This window comes from Rhizobium terricola, assembly GCF_012927355.1.
Classification (GTDB): domain Bacteria; phylum Pseudomonadota; class Alphaproteobacteria; order Rhizobiales; family Rhizobiaceae; genus Allorhizobium; species Allorhizobium terricola.
Map to the genome: position 1 here is coordinate 955,731 of NZ_JABBGK010000001.1, position 23,762 is coordinate 979,492.

Below are 23,762 nucleotides of genomic sequence, written 5' to 3' on the forward strand. Positions count from 1 at the left end.
TAGCGTCTTTGCTAGGAAATCAGGTGGTTCGCGCATGTGCGGGCCGCCAGGGTCAGAAAATCGGAGAGGTTGGCAGTTGAAGGTCGGAATCGATATGGGAACGGTTTCGGGCGGTGAGCCGGCCAAGCTCGATATCGAGGAGCTTCTGGCTACGCGCCTTCTCGTCCAGGGCAATTCCGGATCCGGCAAGTCCCACCTCCTGCGGCGGCTGCTTGAGCAGTCGGCGCAATGGGTGCAGCAGGTCATCATCGACCCCGAAGGCGATTTCGTCACCCTGTCCGACCGCTATGGCCATGTCGTGGTGGATGGCGAGCGCACCGAAGCCGAACTGGCGGGCATCGCCAACCGCATTCGCCAGCATCGCGTTTCCTGCGTCCTGACCCTCGAAGGGCTGGACATCGAACAGCAGATGCGGGCGGCGGCGGCGTTCCTCAACGGCATGTTCGACGCCGAGCGCGAATACTGGTTCCCCGTCCTGGTGGTGGTCGACGAAGCGCAGATGTTTGCGCCGTCGGTCGGCGGTGACGTTTCCGAAGACGCGCGCAAGATGTCGCTCGGCGCCATGACCAACTTGATGTGCCGTGGCCGCAAACGCGGACTTGCCGGCGTGATCGCCACGCAGCGCCTTGCCAAACTTGCCAAGAACGTCGCGGCCGAGGCCTCGAACTTCCTGATGGGGCGTACCTTCCTCGACATCGACATGGCGCGCGCCGCCGACCTGCTCGGCATGGACCGGCGCCAGGCGGAGATGTTCCGCGACCTCAAGCGCGGCAATTTCGTGGCACTCGGCCCGGCGCTGTCGCGTCGACCGTTGCCGATCGTCATCGGTACGGTCGAGACCTCCGCGCGTTCATCAAGCCCGATGCTCATGCCGCTGCCGGACGCGCCGCAGGATGTCGAGGATCTGATCTTCACGCCGGATCCCGAGGAATTCACACGGCCGATCGTCAGGCGTGCACCGCCTGCACCGCGCCCGACGACGGATATCCTCTCGGAGCTGTCGCGCTCGACGCCGGTCGCGAGCCAGCCGGCAGCAGGCGAGAGCCGGGCAAGCGGACCGGAAATGTCGGCAGAGGAGCGCGAGGAGCGGCTCGCCGCGGTGCTTGCCGAAATCCTCGGCGATCCGCAGGCCGCCTACCGGACCGATTCGGTGCTCTACCAGGAATTCCTGGTGCGCGCCCGCATGCGGCGTGTCACCGGGCCGCCGATGGCCATGGGCGAGTTTCGCCGGCGGGTGGCGATCGCCCGTTCGGGCGTAGACGAGGAGACCGCCGCCGGCGAGGGGTGGCAGACCGCGCTTTCGCTCTCCGCTCGCGTTTCCGATGACCTTCAGGGCGTCTTCCTGCTGATGGCGAAGGCGGCCCTGCGCGGCGAAACCTGTCCGTCGGACCAGCGCATCGCCAAGGCCTATGGCACGCATTCGGCCCGTCGGGCCCGCCGGCTGCTCGGCTATTTCGAGGAGCAGAGCCTCATCATCGTGCATACCGATTTCGCCGGTAAGCGCATCGTCGCGTTCCCGGACCTCCAGGCCGAGACGGCGCCCGGCGATCCGAATGCGGTCGAGGACGACGGCAGCCAGCACGCGGCCGAATAGCGCCTGTCACCTTTAGGTTCCTGCCTGACCCGGACGTCTGGCGATGACGGAGAGCCATTCGGTCGGCTGTCCGTCATAGGCGCCACCCTGCCAGCTCTCGACGCGCACTTGCTGCCAGGGTCCGTTGTTCCTCCAGAGCTCCTCGAGTTCCAGCCGGCTGGGATAGTTGTAACGGCGTCCGAGCCTGTCTTCTCCTTCGGCCTCTCCCGCCTTGAAGCTTGCCCAGACATGGCCACCGGGCTTCAGTGCCTTGTAGATGCGGTTGATGATGTCAGGCAGTTCGTGGCGCGGCGCGTGGAGCAGGGAGGCATTCGCATAGACGGCGTCATAAACGCCTTCGGCATCGAGCTCCGTGAACAGCAGGATGCGCACCGGCTGGCCGATCAGGCGCTCGGCACAACGAGCGAGTTCGGGGGAGCCGTCCGTCGCATCGACGCGAAATCCGGCATGCAGCATTTCGGCAGCGTCCCTGCCACTGCCCGTGCCGAGTTCGAGGATGTGGCTTCCGGGTGCCAGCAGCCGTAGGAATGTCGCAAGGCGCGGACTTGGCCGGCTCTGCGCCGCATAGGTCTCGGCGTTGCGTGCATAGAAGTCGAGCGTCTTGTCCGTCATCGTCCGCCTTGCCCTGGTCCGCCTCGAGGAGTTCCCGCCTTAGCCCGGCGTGCGCTCCTCCCAGACCTTTACCAGTTCGATGATGGTCTGCACCGACTTTTCCATATCCTGAACGCTCACCCACTCGAGCGGCGAGTGATAGGCGTGGCCGCCGGTATAGATGTTGGGGCAGGGCAGGCCCATGAAGGACAGGCGTGAACCGTCGGTGCCGCCGCGAATGCTGTGGCGGACCGGTTCCAAGGCGACGCGACGCACTGCCTCGACGAGGTTTTCGACCACCTCGGGATGGCGATCCAGCACGACCTTCATGTTGCGGTACTGCTCCTTGACTTCGAAGGTGAAGGTGGAGCCCGGATAGTCCTTCAAGACGTCCCGGGCGATCTCGGCGAGCAGCGCTTCCTTGACGGCAAGGCCCTGATCGTCAAAGTCGCGGATGATGAAACCAAGGCTTGCACTTTCCATCGAACCGGCGATGTCGGTCGGGTGGATGAAGCCCTGCCGCCCTTCCGTCGTCTCCGGGGCGATTTCACCGGGGAGCCGGGCGACGATGGCGCCGGCGATCTTGATGGCGTTTTCCATCTTGCCCTTGGCAGTGCCGGGATGCATGGCGACGCCGGTGATGGTGATGTCCACGCCGTCGGCCGAGAAAGTCTCATCCTCGATCTCGCCGACGGTACTGCCGTCGAGCGTGTAGCCGAATTCGGCGCCAAGCTTCTTCAGGTCCACCTTGTCCGCGCCGCGACCGATCTCTTCGTCGGTGGTGAACAGCACTTTGACTGTCCCGTGAGGGATCTCGGGATGGGCCACGAGATGGGCAATGGCCGTCATGATCTCGGCGATCCCCGCCTTGTCGTCGGCGCCCAGCAGGGTCGTGCCGTCGGTGGTGACGATGTCATGGCCGACCTGATCTGCAAGCTCGGGGTGATCGGCGACACGGATCACCTGGGTCGCATCTCCGATCAGCCGGATGTCGCCGCCACCATAGTTGCGGACGATCTGCGGCTTCACGCCGGTGCCGGTGAAATCGGGCGCGGTGTCCATGTGGGAGCACAGGCAGATGACCGGCACGTCTTTCGCCACGTTGGAGGCGAGCGTCGCATAGACGTTGCCGTGCTCGTCCATATGGGCGTCGCCGAGGCCGATCGCCAGCAGTTCCTCGGCCAGCAGCCGGCCGAGATCCTTCTGCTTTTCCGTCGATGGCTGGGTGTCGGACGACGGATCCGACTGGGTGTCGATGACGACATAGCGGAGAAGGCGGTCGAGGACGGTATCGGTCATGATGACTCCGATCTGAGGGCGCGCGCCATCAGCTATACCGATCGGGGGCCATTCCGGAAATGGGTTGTCGCAGATCGTCGGTCGACGCGGAACGCGAACGGGCCAGAAACGCGCCCGGAAAGAGGGCAGGGCGACCCGGAGGCCGCCCTGCCTTTGTCGTTTCTCGTCTGTCGTTGCCTCGCCGGCCTATTCCTGCGGCAGAGCCTTCGCCGCGGCCTTGGCTTCGCCGCGGGTCGCCCAGAGCGAGCCCAGGATTCCGGCACCCAGGATACCGAGGGTAACGCCGAGCGAGATCACCGGCGGGATCTTGGCGAGACCCAGCATGTCGGCGACGAAGATCTTCGAGCCGATGAAGATCAGCACCACGGAGAGGGCATACTTCAGATAGGCAAAGCGATGGATGAGCGCCGAGAGCGCAAAATAGAGCGCGCGCAGGCCGAGGATCGCGAAGATGTTCGAGGTGTAGACGATGAAGGGGTCTGTGGTGATCGCAAAGACCGCCGGGATCGAATCGACTGCAAAGACCAGGTCGGCGAGTTCGACCATGACCAGCGCCAGGAAGAGCGGCGTCACATAGGTCTTCATCCGGCCCGTCATCAGATCCTCGCGCCTGACGAAGAAACGATGCCCGTCGAGCTTTTCCGTGACCGGCAGGTGCCGGCGCAGAAAGCCGAGGATGAGGTTGTTCGAGACGTCATATTCCTTGTCTGCCGTCAGCAGCATCTTGATGCCGGTGACAACCAGGAAGGCCGCGAAGATATAGAGAACCCAGTGATAGTTCTCGACGATCGATGCGCCCGCCGCGATCATAATGCCGCGCAGCACGATGACGCCGAGAATGCCCCACAGCAACACCCGATGCTGGTAGGCGCGGGGGATGGCGAAATAGCCGAAGATCATGGCGATGACGAAGATATTGTCCATCGCCAGACTTTTCTCGACGACGAAACCGGTCAGGTATTCAAGGCCTGCCTGCTGGCCGGACTGCCACCAGACCCAGCCGCCGAAGGCAAGGCCGAGCGACATGTAGAAGGCGGACAGGAGAAAGCTCTCACGAATGCCGATCTCGGCGCTCTTTTTATGCAGGACGCCGAGGTCGAGAGCGAGTAGTACGATGACAAGGGCCAGGAAGGAGAGCCACATCCAGACGGCGGTCCCCAGAAAGTCTGTCCAAAGAAAATCCATCAAGGGTTTCCTTTGCCGGAACGGTTGTTGATCGCAGCTCCGACATCACGGGAATCCGGCACTCGCGTCAGAGGGGCCCGGCGCTGCGTATCCCCGAAATGGTTGTTGGCTCGAATAGTTCAAGGATCCGCCGTTGACTTTCGCGTGATCTGCCGCTAATGACCCCACCAACGCCGGGCCGTAACGCCCGGTGTTTCTTTTGACATGTCCCGTGGCTCTTTCCATACGCTTTATGTGAGAGGCCTGTCAGAGCTTCCAAAATGGAGTTCAGAGGAGGGCGTGTTTCCTTGATCCAGTTTGGCAACAAACTGGTGTAACCTGTTGTAAAGGAAATGCGATGAGCAAGCGCGCTGCATCCAAGTACAAAATCGATCGCCGCATGGGCGAAAATATCTGGGGCCGTCCGAAGTCCCCGGTAAACCGTCGCGAATACGGCCCGGGCCAGCACGGCCAGCGCCGCAAGGGCAAGCTTTCGGACTTCGGCGTGCAGCTGCGCGCCAAGCAGAAGCTGAAGGGCTACTACGGCGACCTGCGCGAGAAGCAGTTCCGCGCTACCTACGACGAAGCCAACCGCCGCAAGGGCGACACCTCGGAGAACCTGATCGGTCTGCTCGAATCGCGCCTCGACGCGATCGTCTACCGCGCCAAGTTCGTTCCGACGGTCTTTGCTGCCCGTCAGTTCGTCAACCACGGCCACGTCACCGTCAACGGCGTCAAGGTCAACATCGGTTCGTACCGCTGCAAGGCCGGCGACGTTATCGAAGTTCGCCAGAAGTCGAAGCAGCTGGTCACCGTCCTCGAGTCGGTTCAGCTCGCCGAGCGTGACGTTCCGGACTACATCGAAGTCGACCACAACAAGATGGTTGCCACCTTCGTTCGCGTTCCGGGCCTGTCGGACGTTCCCTACGCCGTCGTCATGGAACCGCAGCTGGTCGTCGAATTCTACTCGCGCTAATCAGTGCGAGACCGGATTGTGGAAAGCCGCCCCTCGGGGCGGCTTTTTCTATTTGCGCCGCAATATTTCGCGGCGATTATGTCGGGCGGCATCGGGCTGCAAGAGGATGGATATGGACCTTCAGGCGATCGTTGACGACATCGTGCGCGAGCTCGAACCCCGTCTCGGCGAGGGCAAGGTCGCCGACTACATTCCCGAACTCGCCAAGGTGGATCCGAAACAGTTCGGCATCGCCATCACCACGGTGGACGGCGACGTCTTTACGGCGGGCGATGCGGCAACGCCGTTCTCCATTCAGAGCGTCTCCAAGGTGTTCATGCTGACGCTGGCGCTGGGCAAGGCCGGCGAGGCGATCTGGAAGCGTGTCGGCCGCGAACCCTCGGGCACGGCCTTCAATTCGATCGTTCAGCTCGAACACGAGCACGGCATTCCGCGCAATCCCTTCATCAATGCCGGCGCGATCGTCATCTGCGACCTGGTGCTGGCCGGATACAAGCCGAAGGAGGCGATCGGCGAGTTTCTGCGTTTTGTGCGCTATCTTGCGGACGACGAGACGATCAGCATCGACGGTGCCGTCGCGAAGTCGGAGACGAACACCGGCTACCGCAACTACGCGCTCGCCAATTTCATGCGGTCGTTCGGCAACCTGCATCACGACGTCGACCACGTGCTCGGCGTCTACTTCCACCAGTGCGCGCTGTCGATGACCTGTGCCCAGCTGTCGCGGGCCGGCCTGTTCCTGGCTGCAAAGGGTGCCGACCCGATCAGCGGCTATTCGGTGGTGTCGCCCAAGCGGGCGCGGCGCATCAATGCGCTGATGCTGACCTGTGGTCACTATGACGGTTCGGGCGACTTCGCCTTCCATGTCGGCCTGCCCGGCAAGAGCGGTGTCGGCGGCGGTATCCTGGCGATCGCACCGGGCAAGGCGTCGATCGCGGTGTGGTCGCCGGGCCTCAACAAGGTTGGCAATTCGGCGCTTGGGTCCGTTGCGCTCGAAATGCTGGCGAGCCGCACCGGCTGGTCGGTATTCGGGGCTTGATCTTGGCGGATGAACCGGGCATTGGCAGGGCGCGCGTGCGCGCGCCCGTGGAGCCTTGATGCCATGACCCTTTCGCCCGCCGAATTCGCTGCCGATCTCGCCACAGACGAGGACGACGCTTCCGCCGATGCGGCCGGCGTGCATCCGGTCTTTGCCGCCGCGCCACGGTCCGTCGGCTTCAACAAGCTGCGCAAGCGCCTGATCCGCCAGGTCCGGCAGGCGATCACCGACTTCGACATGCTGAAGGGCCAGAAACGCTGGCTGGTCGGCCTTTCCGGCGGCAAGGATTCCTACGGCCTGCTTGCCCTTCTGCTCGACCTGCAATGGCGGGGCGTGCTTCCGGTAGAGCTCGTCGCCTGCAATCTGGACCAGGGACAGCCGAATTTCCCGAAGAACGTTCTGCCCGACTATCTGGCCTCAATCGGGGTGAAGCACCGAATCGAGTATCGCGACACCTATTCGGTGGTGAAGGAGAAGGTGCCGACGGGTGGTACCTATTGCTCGCTGTGCTCGCGACTGCGCCGCGGCAACCTCTACCGGGTGGCGCGCGAGGAGGGATGCGACGCGCTGGTGCTCGGCCATCATCGCGAAGACATTCTGGAGACCTTCTTCATGAACTTCTTCCATGGCGGGCGCCTGTCTGCCATGCCGGCAAAACTGCTCAACGACGAGGGCGACCTTATGGTGCTCCGGCCGCTCGCCTATGCGGCCGAAGAGGACCTTGCCCGTTTCGCCGCCGCGATGGCGTTCCCGATCATCCCTTGCGATCTCTGTGGTTCGCAGGATGGCCTGCAGCGCAACGCAATGAAGGAGATGCTGTCGGGCATCGAGGCCCGGATGCCCGGCCGCAAGGATGCGATGCTGCGGGCCCTTGGCCATGTCGATCCGTCGCATTTGCTCGATCCCCGACTTTTCGACTTTTCCTCCCTTCTTCCGACAAAGGACGCCTGACAATGGCAGAACTCGACATCGCGGCGCTTGCCAATACGCTGCAGGAAGCAGCCGCAACGGAGATCCTGCCGCGTTTCCGCAATCTCGGTGACGGCGACGTGCGCATGAAGACGGATGCGATCGACCTCGTGACGGAGGCCGACGAGGCTGCCGAGCGACTGATCCGGGCACGGATTGCCGAGATCATGCCCGATGCCGTCTTCATCGGCGAAGAAGCGGTCGCCGCCGATCCGGCGCTGCTCGACACACTGGCCGATGCGGAGCTTGCCGTGATCGTCGACCCGATCGACGGCACCTTCAATTACGCGGCGGGCCTGCCGCTGTTCGGCGTCATGCTGAGCGTGGTGGCGAAGGGCGAGACCGTGGCCGGGATCATCTATGATCCGATGGGCAATGACTGGCTGATCGCGGAGAAGGGCTCCGGCGCCTGGCTCTGCGGTGCCAACGGTTCGCAGGTGCAGATGGCGATCGCGCCGGCGGTTCCTCTCAACCAGATGGTCGGCATTGCCGCGATGACCTACATGGACAGCGAAAGCAAGCGCAAGATCCTTGGCAACCTGGCCGATGTGCGCATGTTCACCAGCTATCGTTGCTCGGCCCATGAATACCGCACCTTTGCGGCCGGGCACCTGCATTTTCTCATGTACAAGAAGCTGATGCCCTGGGATCACCTGGCCGGCACCCTGATCTCCCAGGAGGCGGGCGCCTATGTGGCTCGTCTCGACGGGTCGCCCTACCTGCCGCACAATTTCGACGGCGGCCTGTTGCTTGCGCCGGACAAGGAGAGCTGGACGGAACTCCGCGAGAAGATCTTCACGATCTAGGAGCGAAAACCGGACATCAAAAGACCCGCGCAGCCTGAGCCGCGCGGGCTTCTTTTTGTGCGAGATGGGCCGTCAGGCCGCTCTGGAGGCGGTTCGGCCGGAGCTAAGCGGTTTGTCGATCCTGAAGCGTGACACTGCTTCGTTCAGGGTCTCGGTCTCGCTGAAGACGGAATGAACGGCCGCCGTCGTTTCCTCGACCATGGCGGCATTCTGCTGCGTCACCTGGTCCATCCGGTTGACCGCGGAATTGATCTCCTGCAGGCCCACGGACTGTTCCTGCGATGACGTGACCATGGCTCGCACATTGTCGTTGATGGTCAAGACATGCTGGCCGATTTGCTTCAAGGCTTCTCCTGTGCGGGTGACGAGGGTCACGCCGGACTGGACGTGGGCTTCGGAGCGCTCCAGCAGCGTCTTGATTTCCTTGGCGGCGGCGGCCGAGCGCTGGGCGAGCTCGCGCACTTCCTGGGCAACGACCGCAAAGCCCTTGCCCGCTTCGCCCGCGCGGGCGGCCTCGACGCCGGCGTTGAGCGCAAGCAGATTGGTCTGGAAGGCGATGTCGTTGATCACGCCGATGATCTGACCGACCTGGTTGGACGAGGATTCGATCTCGCCCATGGCCGTGACGGTGTCCCCGACGATCACTTCCGAACGGCCTGCTACTGTGGTGGCTTCGCCGACCATGCGGCTGATTTCTTCGGCGCGCCGGTGGGCTGCCTTGACTGTTGCTGTGATCTGATCGAGCGCGGCGGCGGTTTCCTCGAGGGATGCCGCCTGTTGTTCGGTGCGACGCGACAGATCGTCGGTCGAGCCGCGGATTTCAGACGTGCCCTGGCGAATGTTCTCGGAGCTGCCGGCAATCGTGCCGAGGGCGGCTGCGAGCGTTTCCATCGACCGGTTGAAATCCTGCCGCAGCGTTTCGAGCGAGCCGGAGAAGGGCACCTCGATGCGGAAGGAGAGGTCGCCCTTGGCGAGGCTGTCCAGCCCGCGCGCAAGCGCTTCGACGGTGATCTGCAACTGGCGGGCCTGCTCGGCTTTCTCCGCCTCCGTGCGGGCGCGTTCCTGTTCGCTGGCCGAACGGTTGTCGGCAGCCTCGTGTTCGAGCTCGATATTGCGCAGGGCCGACTTGCGGAAGATGTCGACGGCGTCGGCCATGGAGCCGAGTTCGTCGGCGCGACCGGCATAGGGCACCTCGGTCTTCAAGTCGCCGCGGGCCAGAAGGCCCATATAGTCGGTCATGCGCGCCAGCGGGCGATAGACCATCGGCTTGCTGATGAGCGCGATGGCGCCGGCAATCAGCAGCATCAGGGCGAAGACGGCTGCCGCTGCCCAGAAGCCTGTGGAGGCGATCTCATTGTAGCGGGCCCGATCGACCGCGACCACGGCCAGCCCGATCGTGTTGTTGGAGAAGTCGAGGACCGGGAAGGCGACGCCGGCGAGGGCGCCATCGGTTTCCGGCATTGTCTCGAAGGTCGTGCGCTTGCCGAGCAGGTCGTTCAGATTGAACACCTTGGCCGCATCCATGCCATTCGGCAGGGTGGAGCCGATCTGCTCCAGGCCGTTCTTGCCGATGGCGAAGATGGCGGCCGGGTGGCCGCTGCTCTGGGTGAATTTCTCGACGAAACCACTGTGCAGGCTCAGGCCGAACTCGACGGATCCGACATGATTGCCGTCGAGTGCGATCGGCGCCAGGCCGCGAATGCCGATGCCCGCCTCGCCGCCTTCAAGGCCGCTCAGCACTTTCTTTTCGGAATTGACCTGGACGACGGTCTTGCGGAAGCTCGACAGGTCGTCGCCGAACTGTTCCGGCTTGTGGACGCGCAGGAAGGCGATTGCCGGCGGCAGGTGGAATTGGAACTGGCGCACGTCATAGGCGCCCTTGAGCGCCTTGAAGGCACCGCCGAATTCCTTGGCGAGCGCATCGCGGTCGCCGGCTGCCATTGCCTGCTTGACGCTGGTCTGCTCCGCGGTGAGAAGCGCCAGCATGGTTGCGGCGCGCTGCGACGCCGTGAGTTCGGACTTGAACTGCATTTCCACGCTTGCCAGCTTGTCCTGCATCGCCTGGGAGACGAACCGGGTGCTAAGCGTCGCCACCGTGCCTGCGACGGCGATCGCCGAGATAAGTGCGCCGCCGAACAGCAGGGAGTTGAACTTGGTGCTAATCTTGAGTTTCAGCATAAATGGCTCCGACAAAGGGTATGACCTGCGCTGCGGGGCGAAGGAAGCAATTCTGGGCCTGGCGCGCCATGCAGTGAGCAATGTTCAACGTTCGGCAGGATCGCTAATCCGGCCGCGACGCGCTTTGGTGATTTGGGATGGCGGGGCGTCATGCCCGGATGCTGTTTGTCTGGAGGGTACAATGGCGACCGCACAGCTTATGCCTAGCTATGGCACGAATCGTCTTGCATATCGGTAAATGTCGATAAGCATTTGCGCATCAACGCGCGAGCGTAGGAATGTGGGGAGGTTCGCGCGCGCGGGATTGGCTGTTGAAAAGCCATGCCGGCCACCGCCCGGCGAATGTCCGGGCGGCGCGAAGATCTCTTTGTCAGGCGCGCGGGTTCTGCTGGCGGAAGAGGACGCCGCGTTCGCCGATCAGGACAAAAACCAGGCCGATAAGCGATACCGTGAAATAGCCGGCGACCATCGGCAGGGCCGTGCCGTCGTAGGCCTGGCCGATCGCGGCTCCGATCAGAGATCCGCCGGTCGTGCCCATGAAGCCGAGTACGGAGGATGCGGTACCCGCGACATGGCCCAGCGGTTCCATTGCCAGCGAGTTGAAGTTCGAGCCGATCCAGCCGAACTGGAACATCGCCAGTGCGAAGAAGGTGATGAACAGCGCGAACGGCATCGGCTGGGGCCCGAGCACCTGGGCCAATAGCCAGACGAAGGTGATGGCGATGAAGCCGACCAGCGATGCATGGGAGAGGCGCCGCATCCCGAAACGGCCGACCAGTCGCGCGTTCACGAAGGAAGACAGCGACATGAACAGGGCCACAGCCGCGAACGCGACGGGGAACCAGACGCCCAGGCCGTAGATGCCGACATAGATCTGCTGTGCCGAGTTGATGAAACCGAACAGCGCTCCGAAGATGAAGGTGCTGGCGATCGTGTAGCAGAGCGCGATGCGATCGGTCAGGACGATGCGGAAGCCGCCGATGATCGAGGAGACGGTGAACGGTCGCACGTCCTTCGGCGCCAAGGTTTCGGGCAAGCGAGCGAACATCCAGAGGCTCACCAATGCTGCGGCAACCGCCATGAAGACGAAGATCCAGTTCCAGTGACCCATCAGCATGATGACCTGACCGGTGCCCGGTGCGATGACCGGTATAACCATGAAGACCATCATGATGAGCGACATGACTTCGGCCATCTGACGGCCGCCGTAGACGTCGCGGACGATGGAGACGGTGATGACACGCGTCGCCGCCGAACCGAGGCCCTGGATGAAGCGGAGGACCAGAAGGGTGCCAAATGACGGCACCATGACCATCGCAAGTGCGGACACGATATAGACTGCGAGGCCGAACAGCATCGGTTTGCGGCGGCCGAAGCGGTCGGCGATCGGTCCGTAGAGAAGCTGCGCCAGACCGAAACCGATGAGATAGGCCGAAACCACGTATTGCCGGTGGTTTTCATTGGTCACGTTCAGAGCGCTACCAATTTCCTGGAGGCCCGGCAGCATGATGTCGATTGCGAGCGCGTTGAGGGACATCAGGAAAGCCATCATCGCGATGAACTCGACCCGTCCCATTCCCCGCAAACCGGCGGGTGGTGACTGTAACGTTGTAGACATTGTTCGATACCTGAAAACAGAGAGAAGGCGTTGCTCGACGCAACGCCTTTCAAAAAAATCATCGGATGAGACCCGCGGGTGCCGCGGATGATGACGGTCAGGCGGCGCCGCGAACGGCGATACCCTGATCCTGGAAATGCTTCTGCAGCTCGCCGGCCTGGAACATCTCGCGGACAATGTCGCAGCCGCCGACGAATTCGCCCTTGACGTAGAGCTGGGGAATGGTCGGCCAGTTCGAGAATTCCTTGATGCCCTGACGGATCTCGTCGTCGGCGAGCACGTTGATGCCCTTGAAGTCGACGCCTACGTAATCGAGGATCTGCACCACCTGGCCGGAGAAGCCGCACTGCGGAAACTGGGGGGTGCCCTTCATGAAGAGAACCACGTCGTTGGTCTTCACTTCATTGGCGATGAAATCTTGGGCGCTCATGGGATATCCTTTCACATGCGGATTAAAGGGCCGCTGTCTCGTTCCTGCATTCTAGATAGCAAGCATGCGCTGTCTTTGCCATAGCGCAAAAACGCGAGACGACCGGATCGTGCTTACCGGCTCCGCTGGCGGCTGCGCTTGGCCGCCGTACGCCGGCGGCTGGTCTGCTTCTTGGCCGGCTTGCGGGGCCGGCTCGTCTTCTTGACGAAGCGTCCGGTCGTCTCCGAGCGCGTCTGGCGCTTCCCGCGGCGGGTCGTGCTGCGCCCGGTCGTCTTCTTGAGGATCTCCTTGAGAACCCCTTCGACGACGTTTTCGACGACTTCCTTGATGAGGTCGGCCATGCTCGCGTCCTTACGGTCTCAATCGGGGATCGATGTCTGCAGGGCAAGTGCGTGCAGAACACCGCCCATATTACCCTTCAGTGCGTCGTAGACCATCTGGTGCTGCTGCACGCGAGACTTGCCGCGGAATGCTTCGGCCACGACTTCTGCGGCGTAGTGGTCACCGTCGCCGGCCAGGTCACGAATGACCACCTTCGCGCCGGGGATGCCCGCCTTGATCATGTCTTCGATATCGCCGGGTTTCATCGCCATGTCGGGTTCTCCTGCCTGTGCAAAGCACCGCCTCAGGCGATGCTTCCTTCCATGTAGCGAGGGAACCACGATTCATACGCCGAACGCAATTCCTCAATTGCGACCGGGCGGGCCTCGCCGAGCACGACGGCGTTACCGCCGGTGCGGCCGATGAAGGGTGCGAAGATGCCGGCCTCCTTGGCACGATCAAGCACCATGTCCAGGTCTTCTTCGCGGATCGTGACCACGTACCGGCCCTGATCCTCGCCGAAGAAGGTGGCGATCGGGTTCTCATCGTTGAGTTGCGTGAGCTTGGCGCCGATGCCGGAGGCGATCGCCATCTCGGCAATGGCAAGCCCGAGGCCGCCGGAAGAGCAGTCGTGAACGGCGGTTGCCACGCCATCGGTGATCAGGGCGCGAACGAAGTCGCCGACCTTCTTCTCATGGGCGAGATCAACGTGCGGAGCGGGACCTTCGACGCGGCCGAGAATGTCGCGGAGATAGACCGACTGACCGAGATGCGAACCCCAATTGCCCGGAGCGCCGCAAAGCAGGATCGCCTCGCCCTGGGCGGCGAAGCGGATGCGCGCCATCTTCGACCAGTCCTTCAACAGGCCGACGCCTGCGATGGTCGGCGTCGGCAGGATGGCCTGGCCGTTGGTCTCGTTGTAGAGCGACACGTTGCCCGAAACGATCGGGAAGTCGAGGGCCTTGCAGGCCTCGCCGATGCCCTTGATGGCAAAGACGAACTGACCCATGATTTCCGGGCGTTCCGGGTTGCCGAAATTGAGGTTGTCGGTGGCGGCGAGCGGCAGGGCGCCGGTCGCCGTAATGTTGCGCCAGCATTCGGCCACGGCCTGCTTGCCGCCTTCGAACGGATCGGCTTCGACATAACGCGGCGTCACGTCGGAGGAGAAGGCGAGTGCCTTCTTCGGGTGGGTGTCGACGCGGACCACGCCGGCGTCGCCGCCCGGAAGCTGCAGCGAGTTGCCCTGGATCAGCGTGTCATACTGCTCGTAAACCCAGCGACGCGAGGAGTTGTTCGGCGAGCCGACCAGCTTGACCAGCGCATCGGCGACGTCGGCTTCCGGGACGGCGTCCGCAGCAAGCGGAGCAGGGGTCTTCGGCTCGACCCAAGGACGGTCGTATTCCGGCGCCTGGTCGCCCAGTTCCTTGATCGGCAGGTTGGCGACTTCCTCGCCCTGATGAATGATGCGGAAGCGCAGGTCGTCGGTGGTGTAGCCGACGATGGCGAAGTCGAGGCCCCACTTGACGAAGATCGCCTTGGCGACGTCTTCCTTCGAGGGCTCGAGCACCATGAGCATGCGCTCCTGGCTCTCCGACAGCATCATCTCATAGGCCGTCATGCGCTCTTCGCGGACCGGCACCTTGTCGAGGTCCAGCTCGATGCCGAGGTCGCCCTTGGCGCCCATTTCGACAGCCGAGCAGGTGAGGCCGGCGGCACCCATGTCCTGGATGGCGATGACCGCGCCGGTCTGCATCAGCTCGAGGCAGGCCTCCAGCAGGCACTTTTCGGTGAAGGGGTCGCCGACCTGGACGGTCGGACGCTTTTCCTCGATCGATTCGTCGAACTCCGCCGATGCCATGGTGGCACCGCCGACGCCGTCACGGCCGGTCTTGGCGCCGAGATAGACGACCGGAAGGCCGACGCCCTTGGCTTCCGAAAGGAAGATGGCGTTGGACTTGGCGAGACCGGCGGCAAAGGCATTGACGAGGATGTTGCCGTTGTAGCGGGCATCGAATTCGACCTCGCCGCCAACCGTCGGAACACCGAAGGAGTTTCCGTAGCCGCCGACACCGGCGACGACGCCAGAGACGAGGTGACGGGTCTTCGGGTGATCCGGAGCGCCGAAGCGCAGCGCATTCATTGCCGCAACCGGACGGGCACCCATGGTGAATACGTCGCGAAGGATGCCGCCGACGCCGGTCGCAGCACCCTGATAGGGTTCGATGTAGGACGGGTGATTGTGGCTTTCCATCTTGAAGACGACGCAGTCGCCGTCATCGATGTCGACCACGCCGGCGTTCTCGCCGGGCCCCTGGATGACGCGCGGTCCCTTGGTCGGCAGCGTCTTCAGCCACTTTTTCGAGGACTTGTAGGAGCAGTGCTCGTTCCACATCGCCGAGAAGATGCCGAGTTCGGTGAAGGTCGGCTCGCGACCGATCAGTTGCAGGATCCGATCGTATTCGTCCGGCTTCAGCCCATGCGAGGCAACGAGTTCGGGGGTGATCTGGATCGTGTTGGGGATCGTCATCGCTGGTCCTGGATAGCCTGCCGGAAATCGGGGTTTCGGCGCTTCTTTAGCGCATGTGAGGCCATGGCGCGACAGGAAAATTCGGCTTGTCACAGACGGGGTAAAATCGGGTTGCGGCAGCGCCTCATGGACCCTCAGGCGACGCTGTCGTAACCGGCGCCGCCGTTTTCCAGAAGCCGGCGCAGGATCATCATGCCGTTCGCAACTTCCTCACGTCGTTCAGGTGCGGAGAAGCCGATACGGGCCCGATGATGCACCTTTTCCGACCGGCCGGCCTTGAACTCGTCCTCGTCGTCGATCAGCACGCCTTCGACCAGTGCCGCGTTCTTGAAGGTGACCGACAGCCACGGATCGGGAAGGGCCAGCCAGAGGAAGGGAATGGCCGGGTTCGAGCGGAAATCGAAGCCTGCAAGATGCCGCCGCGCCAGCTCTTCGCGTGCCGCAATCTCTTCCGCGCAGGCTTCCCGGATGCGCGCGGCGTCGCCGGACAGAACGAGGCGCGCGCAGACTTCGGCCAGGATGAAGGGAATGCCCCCGGTCATCATCTTGTGGGCAATGCGGACCCGCTGGGCGAAATGCGGCGGGCAGGCGACCCAGCCGCCGCGTATGCCGGCGGCGACCGACTTGGAGAGGCCTCCGACCATGAAGACGCGGTCCGGCGCCAGCGCCGCAAGCCTCGGCGCCGGCTCCGTCGACATAGCGCCGTAGAGATCGTCCTCGATCAGCCAGACATTGTGGCGCCGGGCAATGTCGACCAGTGCATGGCGGCGATCCAGGGGCATGGTCGCAAGCGTCGGATTCTGCGCGGAAGACATGACGAAGGCGACCTTCGGATGCTGCTGGGCACAGACCCGCTCGAAGTCCTCCGGCCGCATGCCCTGCTCGTCGCTGTCGACAAGCGTCGTGCGGCGACCGGCGAGGCCCGCGCCCCGGCTGACCTGGGAATAGGTGAGGTGCTCGAAGACCACGCGATCTCCGGGAGAGGTGACCGCACTGATGACGGCCATGATGCCGGCATGGGCGCCGAGGGTCGGTACGATGTCCTGCGGATGGGGTGCCCAGTCACCCTTGGCGAGCCAGCGCGCCCCGGCCTCGAACCAATGGTCGGGAAAGCTGCGGGTGTAGCTGGCGATCTCCACCGGGTATTCGCGCAGGATGGCGCCCATGTGACTCTGCAGGCACTCACCCTGGCCGACATCGGGCGCGGCCGTGCTGTCGAAGCGGATCTTGCCGGGTTGCGGCGAAACCGAACGCGTGCCGACGAGGGCGGCTGCGACCGGGTCGTGCTCTCCGTTCGGAGCGGCGGTCCGACCATCGCGAACAAATGTACCGCGGCCGACCTCGCCGGTCACGAGCCCGCGCTCGTGCACCAGCGCGTAGGCGCGGCTGACGGTGCCGATGGTGATCCCGAGGTCAAAGGCGAGGTTGCGCTGCGGCGGCAGCTTGGCGCCGGCAGCGAGGGTGCCGGTGGCAATCGATGCCTCGATCTGGTCGGCCAGGCGGACATAGATCGGGCCTTTGCCCATGGAAAGGTCGGGAAGCCAATTTGTCATCATGACAATTCACTACATTGTCCGGATTGATTGGTCAATGCTACGGACATTGCACCGAATTCGACCGACGATAGGGGTGCAATATGATCGATTCAGTGGCGTATCTTAGTGCAATTGATACAATCTACCCGGACGGATATCAGCGCGAGACCCTGTTCCGGAGCACTGGCGACATGCTGTCGCCCGCGGTGCGTCCCAAGGGTATATGGGCACGCTTCACCCAAGGGTTTTCGAACTGGCGGATGAAGCGGGCGGGACGGCTCGCGCTCAGCGAACTAACCGACGAGCAGTTGCGCGACATCGGCATTACCCGGGTCGCCGCTGAACAGGAGGCCCGGAAATCCTGGCTGCTGCTGCGCTGAGTGCCTAGAACTTGTAGGCGAGGGCAAGGCCCGCGTGGCTGATGCCGTCATTCGGGGCGCAGAGATTGGCGCTGGACGAATGATCGATCGTCGCGACCACGTCGAGCTTGTCGGTGAGGCGGAAGCCGGCCGCGGCATATTCATGGAACAGCAGCGAGCAGCCGAGCTTCGGGCCGCTGGTGCCGTCGTCTTCGAGGTCGCCGTTGTGCACTGTGCCGCCGAAGCCGACGTCCAGGTAGAAGCGGTCCGTCACGGGAACGGTCCAGTTCAAGCCGGCATAGACCTGGCTTGCCGCGCCAGCGGTGCTTACCGAGGCGCCGACATGCAGGCGCGGCCGCATCAGCGTGTCCTGCCAGGTCGAGGCGTTTGCCGATTCGAGGGGATCGAAAAAGAGCACCACCGTCGGAAAGAAACCGGGTTCGAAGGTGCTGCGGGCCTGAATGGATCCCGTCACGCCAGCCCTGACTTCCTTGATGGACCAGTCGGCAGCAAGCGCGCCTTGTGCAAATGTCATCGATGTCGAGACGCCCAGTACGCAAACCACGCTGCGCAGGACGGATGCAATGCGATCATCCATGGAAACTCACCCGGACTCGTTTCAGCCGGTCGCAACGCTATCACATGATTTTGACGATGGCGACCGGATCTTGCCCAGAAAAGGTCGCAAAATTCAAGCTGCGATCAGCAGTCCTTCGCGCCCTTTGCCCAGCGGCTGACATCGGCTGCGATGCGGCCGGCAACCGGTTCGCTCATCATCGGACCGAAGGCGTCGAGGCGGGCCGGGCGGCCTTCTGCCTGGACGACCAGCAGCGGCCGGATGTCGTGGCTTCCCTTGCGCACCAGAAGAATGCGCGGCTTGCCGGAGAAGGAGTTCAGTTCCGGCGCCATGGCATAGGCCTTGAAGGCCGGGTCTCCTGACTTCATCCAACAGTTGTTGGCGCCGACCGCAACGCGCTCCATCACGTCAAGGGCCGACTGGCCGTGGGCCGGCTGCGGCTTGGGCTTGGGCTGGCAGGCGGCAAGTGCAGTGAGGGCGGCGGTGGCAAGAAGGAGGGAGGGGCGCATGCAGAATCGCTTTTCGTTCATCGGGCGCCCGTCCTCTATCATCCGAACCGTTAAGCAGCGATTACGTCGAGGGCCGAGGCGAAGATGCCACGTCCGTCATTGCCGCCGTGAGCAGCCTCGATCAGGTTTTCGGGGTGTGGCATCATGCCGAGAACGTTGCCCTTCTCGTTCATCACGCCGGCGATGTCATTGATCGAGCCGTTCGGATTTGTGCCTTCTGCATAGCGGAAGACGACCTGGCCATTGCCCTCGATCGCCTTCAGGGTTTCCGCGTCAGCAAAATAGTTCCCGTCGTGATGGGCGACAGGGCAGCGGATGATCTGGCCCTTGGCATAGGCGCGGGTGAAGTCGGTGTCGGCATTGGCGACTTCAAGCTTGATTTCCTTGCAGACGAACTTCAGCGAGGAATTGCGCATCAGCGCGCCAGGAAGCAGTCCGGCCTCCAGCAGGATCTGGAAGCCGTTGCAGACGCCGAGAACCTTCGTTCCGCGCTCTGCGGCCGCCTTGACGGCCTGCATGACCGGCATGCGGGCAGCGATCGCGCCACAACGGAGATAGTCGCCATAGGAGAAGCCGCCGGGAATGACGATCAGGTCGACATCCGGAAGCGTCGTCTCTGTCTGCCAGATCGTGACCGGGGCAGTGCCTGAGATCTTGGTGAGCGCGGCGATCATGTCGCGGTCGCGGTTGAGGCCAGGGAGTTGCAGAACGGCGGATTTCATGGGTGGGGCTCAAACCTTGCTTTGTGCTTCGGCCAATTCTCGAAGTTCGAGACGATTTTCTATCCGATCGAGGCGATCCAACATCTGCGACATCGTTCCTCGCAGGTTGTTCATATCGCCTTGAATCAGATGCATGTAGTTTCGCAGGCTGTTGATTTCCTGCCGCGTTTCGCGTTGGCCGTCCTTCAAGATCGACATGTCCGATTGGAGCTTTCGCAAGATCTCGAACAGGAGTTCCTGGGATTGGTCGGCCATACCATCGCTCCTCTGCCTTCAGGCGATGGCGATAGTATAGTTCTCGATGACAGTGTTGGCGAGGAGCTTTTCGCACATGCCCTTGAGGTCGGCTTCGGCCTTGGCCTTGTCGGTGCCTTCGAGCTCAAGGTCGAAGACCTTGCCCTGGCGGACATGGCCGACGCCGTCGAAGCCGAGCGCGCCGAGCGCGCCTTCGATCGCCTTGCCCTGCGGGTCGAGGACGCCGTTCTTGAGGGTTACGGTCACGCGTGCCTTGATCACTCTCAATCTCCGTAGATCTGTTTTGTCGGTCGCTTACTTCACCAGCACCGGGCCGGTGCCGCGCAGCGGCTCGTTTTCGTTGATGATGCCCAGACGCTTGGCAACTTCCTGATAGGCCTCGAGCAGGCCGCCGAGATCCTGGCGGAACCGGTCCTTGTCAAGCTTCTCGCGGGTCTCGATGTCCCAAAGGCGGCAGCTGTCCGGCGAGATCTCGTCGGCCAGGATGATGCGCATCATGTCGCCTTCATAGAGACGACCGCACTCGATCTTGAAGTCGACCAGCTGGATGCCGATACCGAGGAAGAGGCCGGACAGGAAGTCGTTGACGCGGATCGCCAGCGCCATGATGTCGTCGAGCTCGGCGGGGTTTGCCCAGCCGAAGGCCGTGATGTGCTCTTCCGAGACCATCGGGTCGGCGAGCGCGTCGGACTTGTAATAGAATTCGATGATCGAGCGCGGCAGGACGATGCCTTCCTCGATGCCGAGGCGGGTCGCGAGCGAGCCGGCGGCGACGTTGCGCACGACGATCTCGAGCGGAATCATCTCCACTTCCTTGATCAGCTGCTCGCGCATATTGATCCGGCGGATGAAATGGGTGGGGATGCCGATCTTGTTTAGGTGCGTGAAGATGTATTCGGAAATGCGGTTGTTGAGCACGCCCTTTCCGTCGATGACTTCATGCTTCTTCTTGTTGAATGCGGTCGCATCGTCCTTGAAGAACTGGATCAGCGTGCCTGGTTCCGGACCCTCGTAGAGGATCTTGGCCTTGCCTTCGTATACACGGCGGCGACGGTTCATGGCGGGTTTTCTCTGCTTGTTGGCGTCACACGAGGGGACGCAAGTGGACTATTGAAGCGGTCCCTTAGCGGAAAAGCTCGGTTTTCACAATGCAACAGTTGTCCCCCGGATCGAAATCGTCCAAACCGTAGGCGCGCTTGGAGAATCGACCAAGTTTGCATTGCACTTTGTACCGCCTTTTGATTAATGGGTGAACGAAACCCGCACCGTGGCGGCATATTTTGGGAGACGCAGATGAGCGGCATGAGTGATCGCGAAAAGGCTTTTGAAAACAAGTTCGCGCACGACCAGGAACTCCGTTTCAAGGCGGAAGCACGACGCAACAAGCTGCTCGGCCTGTGGGCCGGTAGCCTGCTCGGCAAGGCTGATGTTGATGCCTATGCCAAGGAAGTGGTTGCTTCCGACTTCGAAGAGGCCGGCGACGCAGACGTGCTGCGCAAGCTGAGCGGCGACCTCGCTGCTGGTGGCATTGCGGTCACGGAAGAAGAGATCCGCGCCAAGATGATCGAGTTCCTCGCCCAGGCCGTGGAACAGATCCAGGGCGAGTGATCGTCCCTATGGTTTGATGCGATCGGGCGCCGTCCGGCGCCCGTCCTGACCTTTCGTCACGCCGAGAGAGCGCAGCTACGCCAGCTTTCATCGCGCAGGAAGGTGACCGTGTCCTCGAAGGGCATGGGCACGGCAAGGCCGAAGCCTTGCAAGACATCGCAGCCGAGACCCCGCAATACGCGGACGTGATCCGGCGTTTCCACCCCCTCCGCCACAACCCGAATACCAAGCGAGTGGCCGATGTCGATGATCGAGCCGACAAGATTGCGGCGCGCACGCGATCCGGGGACGGTCTGTACCAGTTCGCGGTCGATCTTGAGGGTCTTCGGGCTCAGTCTCAGCAGGCTGACGATCGAGGCGTGACCGGTTCCGAAATCATCGATTTCGAGATCGATCCCCATCTTCTTGAGGTGACGCAGGTTGTCGATCGCCTGATCATCGTTGTCGTCGAGGAAGATCGATTCAAGCAGTTCGAAAGAGACCGTTCCGGGATCGAAGTCGAGGGCGCTCAGCTTCTTCTTCAGGGAGGGATCGTGAAGGCGCCGCGAGGACACGTTGACGGAAATCTTGGGGATGCTCAACCCGAGTTTTTCCCAGCGGGTCATGTCGGCGAGCGCCCGCTCGAGGATAAGGCCGTCGATTTCTCCCACCACGCCGATATCTTCGGCGACGGCGAGGAACTTGTCCGGGGTGAGGATGCCGTGTTCCGGATGGCGCCAGCGGGCAAGTGTCTCGGCCCCGCTCACATCCAGCGTCCTGGCATCGAACTGGAACTGGTAGAAGGGCAGGAATTCGTTCTGTTCGAGGCCGCGCAGAATGTCGTCGGCGATCCTCTTGCTGTCCACCATCCGGCTGTGGCTGTCGCGGGAGAAGAAAGCGTAACGACTGCGGCCGCTGTTTTTTGCGTTGTAGAGCGCGATGTCGGCATTGAGCAGCAACTGGCGCGGTGCGACCGTGCCTGTCCGGTCGCAGGCGATGCCGATGCTGGCTCCGAACCGGCAATCCTGTCCGTCGTAGGCCACCGGCTTGCGGAGTTCGCTGATGAGGCGCTCGGCGAGGGCGGTCAGCATGCGTTGGTTACCGTCGAAGCGGGCGACAAAGACGAATTCGTCTCCACCGATGCGGGCGACGAAATCGCCGCCGCGAACGTTGTCGCGCAGGATGCGTGCCACATGCCTCAACATCGCGTCGCCGGCATTGTGACCGAGCGTATCGTTGATCTGCTTGAACCGGTCGAGGTCGATGTGAAGGATGGCCAGGCCACCCTTGTCCGCGCGTCCCTCACCATCCAGGCTCTCCAGCATCTCGTCGAGGTAGCGCCGGTTGGGAAGGTCGGTGAGATGGTCGTGCAGGGCAATGTGCTCGATGCGTGCCTTGGCCTGTTCGAGATCCCGGTTCCGGGCCTCGGCGAGCGTTTTGGCGCGCTCGAGTTCCTTGCGGAGTTCGAGGTCCGCCGTGATATCCCAGTTGGCGCCGACCATCTTGCGATGACCATCGCCATCGATGAATGGCAGGGTGCGCGAGCGAATGTAATGGGTTGAGCCATCCTTCAGGACGACGCGGTACTCGTCGGAGAACGGGATCAACTGTTCGACGTGGCGGTTCACCTTCGTCTGCACGCGCTCGGCGTCGTCGGGATGCAGCATGTCCTCCCATTCGCCGTTGATGCGGATGAGCGGATCGGTGTCGAGCCCGTAGATGGCGCGCATTCCGGAATCCCACTCGCACATTCCGGTACTGAAGTCGGCTTCGAAAACGCCGATGCCGGAGGCGTCCAAGGCGAGTTTCAGGCGGCGCGACATCCGGGCCAGTGCTTCCTCCGCTGCCTTGCGTTCGGTAATGTCGGTGTCCGTGCCGACGATGCGGACCGGCTGGCCCTCGTCGTCCCATTCGACGCAGGCGCCGCGGCATTCGATCCAAATCCAATGCCCCTTTTTGTGGCGCTCCCGATATTCGAATGTCGTGTATTCCGGGTCACCGGCGTTCTGTCTCTCAATCGAATGCAGGACACGGCTCCGATCGTCGGGATGAACCATGTCGAGCCATTCCTCCGTCGTGCCGGCGATCGGGTCATCGGGGCCGAGGCCGCGGATCGAGCGCCAGACGTCGGAATAGGACATTTCGCCCGTATCCATTCGCTGGTCCCACACGCCGGATGACGAGCCCACGAGCGCGTGGTTCCAGCGACGCTCCCGTTCGACGAGGGAAGCCTCGCTGTCGCGGATTGGCTGGATGTCGGTGCACTGGATCAGAAGGTAGGGGAGCGCCTGGTTGGACGTCGGACGAAAGGGCTTGATGGAGGCGATGACGTGTCTGCGCCGGGTGTCGTCGAGCCCGATTGCGAATTCGAGGGAGCGCGGCAAGGCCGCGTCAGCAAGAGACGCGACGTGTATCGCCTGAAAGGTCGGGCGCTCCAACCCGTCGAGAAGGCCGGCGAACGTCATTTCGCCCAGACCGGCGACTGCTCCCACGAGTTCCAGGAAGGGATCGTTGCAGCCGAGGATGCGACCGTCAGCGCCGACGACCGCACTGGCGAGGGGGAGGATCGCCAGGAGGTCGTTGAAATCGTCGCGGACAGGGTCTTTTGGGCTGGCTTGTTCAGTTGTACTCGGGTGCAACGGCTGCTCTTTCGAAAACGAATTTCGAGATCGCGCCAGAGTAGTGAGGCAGAATTAAATTGTGCTT

24 protein-coding genes are annotated in these 23,762 nt (G+C 62.7%); 7 read left to right on the forward strand and 17 right to left on the reverse strand.

Going from position 1 to position 23,762, the window contains the following annotated elements:
- Positions 1 to 76 precede the first annotated feature (76 nt).
- On the forward strand, positions 77 to 1,594 hold the full coding sequence (locus HHL25_RS04455) for an ATP-binding protein (protein ID WP_169587666.1): 1,518 nt from the start codon (positions 77 to 79) through the stop codon (positions 1,592 to 1,594).
- Between the two features lie 12 nt (positions 1,595 to 1,606).
- Here HHL25_RS04455 and HHL25_RS04460 read toward each other — a convergent pair whose 3' ends face one another.
- The 3 genes from HHL25_RS04460 to HHL25_RS04470 form a co-directional block, all read right to left on the reverse strand.
- Positions 1,607 to 2,206 (reverse strand): class I SAM-dependent methyltransferase, encoded by a 600-nt coding sequence (locus HHL25_RS04460; RefSeq protein WP_169587668.1) that lies wholly within the window; start codon positions 2,204 to 2,206, stop codon positions 1,607 to 1,609.
- A 39-nt stretch (positions 2,207 to 2,245) separates the two neighbouring features.
- Positions 2,246 to 3,484: a peptidase T gene (pepT, locus tag HHL25_RS04465; protein ID WP_169587670.1), complete on the reverse strand. Its 1,239-nt coding sequence runs from the start codon at positions 3,482 to 3,484 to the stop codon at positions 2,246 to 2,248.
- A 186-nt stretch (positions 3,485 to 3,670) separates the two neighbouring features.
- Positions 3,671 to 4,669 (reverse strand): TerC family protein, encoded by a 999-nt coding sequence (locus HHL25_RS04470; RefSeq protein WP_169587672.1) that lies wholly within the window; start codon positions 4,667 to 4,669, stop codon positions 3,671 to 3,673.
- Between the two features lie 337 nt (positions 4,670 to 5,006).
- On the opposite strand from HHL25_RS04470, the gene rpsD reads away from it, so the two are divergent.
- From rpsD to HHL25_RS04490, 4 genes are all read left to right on the forward strand, one after another.
- Positions 5,007 to 5,624 (forward strand): 30S ribosomal protein S4, encoded by a 618-nt coding sequence (gene rpsD, locus HHL25_RS04475; RefSeq protein ID WP_115669309.1) that lies wholly within the window; start codon positions 5,007 to 5,009, stop codon positions 5,622 to 5,624.
- A gap of 112 nt (positions 5,625 to 5,736) precedes the next feature.
- Positions 5,737 to 6,663, forward strand: a complete 927-nt coding sequence (locus tag HHL25_RS04480; RefSeq protein ID WP_169587674.1) for a glutaminase — start codon at positions 5,737 to 5,739, stop codon at positions 6,661 to 6,663.
- Between the two features lie 63 nt (positions 6,664 to 6,726).
- The gene (ttcA, locus tag HHL25_RS04485) at positions 6,727 to 7,614 is read left to right on the forward strand and encodes a tRNA 2-thiocytidine(32) synthetase TtcA (RefSeq protein WP_169587676.1); all 888 of its coding nucleotides are present in this window, start codon (positions 6,727 to 6,729) and stop codon (positions 7,612 to 7,614) included.
- Between the two features lie 2 nt (positions 7,615 to 7,616).
- A complete protein-coding gene (locus HHL25_RS04490; protein ID WP_169587678.1) occupies positions 7,617 to 8,438 on the forward strand; it encodes an inositol monophosphatase family protein in 822 nt (273 codons plus the stop codon).
- A gap of 72 nt (positions 8,439 to 8,510) precedes the next feature.
- On the opposite strand, the gene HHL25_RS04495 is transcribed toward HHL25_RS04490, so the two are convergent.
- The 7 genes from HHL25_RS04495 to HHL25_RS04525 form a co-directional block, all read right to left on the reverse strand.
- Positions 8,511 to 10,616 (reverse strand): methyl-accepting chemotaxis protein, encoded by a 2,106-nt coding sequence (locus tag HHL25_RS04495; protein ID WP_169587680.1) that lies wholly within the window; start codon positions 10,614 to 10,616, stop codon positions 8,511 to 8,513.
- 370 nt (positions 10,617 to 10,986) lie between these two features.
- The gene (locus HHL25_RS04500; RefSeq protein WP_169589555.1) at positions 10,987 to 12,192 is read right to left on the reverse strand and encodes a multidrug effflux MFS transporter; all 1,206 of its coding nucleotides are present in this window, start codon (positions 12,190 to 12,192) and stop codon (positions 10,987 to 10,989) included.
- Between the two features lie 139 nt (positions 12,193 to 12,331).
- On the reverse strand, positions 12,332 to 12,664 hold the full coding sequence (grxD, locus tag HHL25_RS04505; RefSeq protein WP_169587682.1) for a Grx4 family monothiol glutaredoxin: 333 nt from the start codon (positions 12,662 to 12,664) through the stop codon (positions 12,332 to 12,334).
- A gap of 113 nt (positions 12,665 to 12,777) precedes the next feature.
- Positions 12,778 to 13,005 carry a hypothetical protein gene (locus tag HHL25_RS04510; RefSeq protein ID WP_169587684.1) on the reverse strand — a complete coding sequence of 76 codons (228 nt, stop codon included), beginning with the start codon at positions 13,003 to 13,005 and terminating at the stop codon, positions 12,778 to 12,780.
- Positions 13,006 to 13,023: 18 nt separating this feature from the next.
- Positions 13,024 to 13,257: a BolA/IbaG family iron-sulfur metabolism protein gene (locus HHL25_RS04515; RefSeq protein WP_169587686.1), complete on the reverse strand. Its 234-nt coding sequence runs from the start codon at positions 13,255 to 13,257 to the stop codon at positions 13,024 to 13,026.
- A gap of 32 nt (positions 13,258 to 13,289) precedes the next feature.
- Positions 13,290 to 15,512 (reverse strand): phosphoribosylformylglycinamidine synthase subunit PurL, encoded by a 2,223-nt coding sequence (gene purL, locus HHL25_RS04520; protein WP_169587688.1) that lies wholly within the window; start codon positions 15,510 to 15,512, stop codon positions 13,290 to 13,292.
- Between the two features lie 134 nt (positions 15,513 to 15,646).
- The gene (locus tag HHL25_RS04525) at positions 15,647 to 17,065 is read right to left on the reverse strand and encodes an aminotransferase-like domain-containing protein (RefSeq protein WP_169587690.1); all 1,419 of its coding nucleotides are present in this window, start codon (positions 17,063 to 17,065) and stop codon (positions 15,647 to 15,649) included.
- 83 nt (positions 17,066 to 17,148) lie between these two features.
- Between HHL25_RS04525 and HHL25_RS04530 the strand changes: the two genes are divergently transcribed.
- Positions 17,149 to 17,427 (forward strand): DUF1127 domain-containing protein, encoded by a 279-nt coding sequence (locus HHL25_RS04530; RefSeq protein ID WP_169587692.1) that lies wholly within the window; start codon positions 17,149 to 17,151, stop codon positions 17,425 to 17,427.
- A 4-nt stretch (positions 17,428 to 17,431) separates the two neighbouring features.
- Here the strand turns inward: HHL25_RS04530 and HHL25_RS04535 are convergent, their stop codons facing one another.
- From HHL25_RS04535 to purC, 6 genes are all read right to left on the reverse strand, one after another.
- On the reverse strand, positions 17,432 to 18,004 hold the full coding sequence (locus tag HHL25_RS04535; protein WP_169587694.1) for an acyloxyacyl hydrolase: 573 nt from the start codon (positions 18,002 to 18,004) through the stop codon (positions 17,432 to 17,434).
- Between the two features lie 104 nt (positions 18,005 to 18,108).
- Positions 18,109 to 18,492, reverse strand: coding sequence for a hypothetical protein (locus HHL25_RS04540; protein ID WP_169589557.1), 384 nt, complete (start codon positions 18,490 to 18,492; stop codon positions 18,109 to 18,111).
- A 50-nt stretch (positions 18,493 to 18,542) separates the two neighbouring features.
- Positions 18,543 to 19,214 carry a phosphoribosylformylglycinamidine synthase subunit PurQ gene (gene purQ, locus HHL25_RS04545; RefSeq protein WP_169587696.1) on the reverse strand — a complete coding sequence of 224 codons (672 nt, stop codon included), beginning with the start codon at positions 19,212 to 19,214 and terminating at the stop codon, positions 18,543 to 18,545.
- Positions 19,215 to 19,223: 9 nt separating this feature from the next.
- A complete protein-coding gene (locus HHL25_RS04550; protein ID WP_246701681.1) occupies positions 19,224 to 19,469 on the reverse strand; it encodes a hypothetical protein in 246 nt (81 codons plus the stop codon).
- 18 nt (positions 19,470 to 19,487) lie between these two features.
- Complete coding sequence (gene purS, locus HHL25_RS04555; RefSeq protein ID WP_169587698.1) at positions 19,488 to 19,730, reverse strand: phosphoribosylformylglycinamidine synthase subunit PurS; 243 nt, start codon at positions 19,728 to 19,730, stop codon at positions 19,488 to 19,490.
- 33 nt (positions 19,731 to 19,763) lie between these two features.
- On the reverse strand, positions 19,764 to 20,528 hold the full coding sequence (gene purC, locus HHL25_RS04560; protein WP_169587700.1) for a phosphoribosylaminoimidazolesuccinocarboxamide synthase: 765 nt from the start codon (positions 20,526 to 20,528) through the stop codon (positions 19,764 to 19,766).
- A 234-nt stretch (positions 20,529 to 20,762) separates the two neighbouring features.
- Here purC and HHL25_RS04565 point away from each other — a divergent pair, with 234 nt between their 5' ends.
- Positions 20,763 to 21,077 (forward strand): DUF1476 domain-containing protein, encoded by a 315-nt coding sequence (locus tag HHL25_RS04565; protein ID WP_169587702.1) that lies wholly within the window; start codon positions 20,763 to 20,765, stop codon positions 21,075 to 21,077.
- A gap of 56 nt (positions 21,078 to 21,133) precedes the next feature.
- Here the strand turns inward: HHL25_RS04565 and HHL25_RS04570 are convergent, their stop codons facing one another.
- On the reverse strand, positions 21,134 to 23,695 hold the full coding sequence (locus HHL25_RS04570; protein ID WP_390624494.1) for a sensor domain-containing protein: 2,562 nt from the start codon (positions 23,693 to 23,695) through the stop codon (positions 21,134 to 21,136).
- Positions 23,696 to 23,762: the final 67 nt, after the last annotated feature.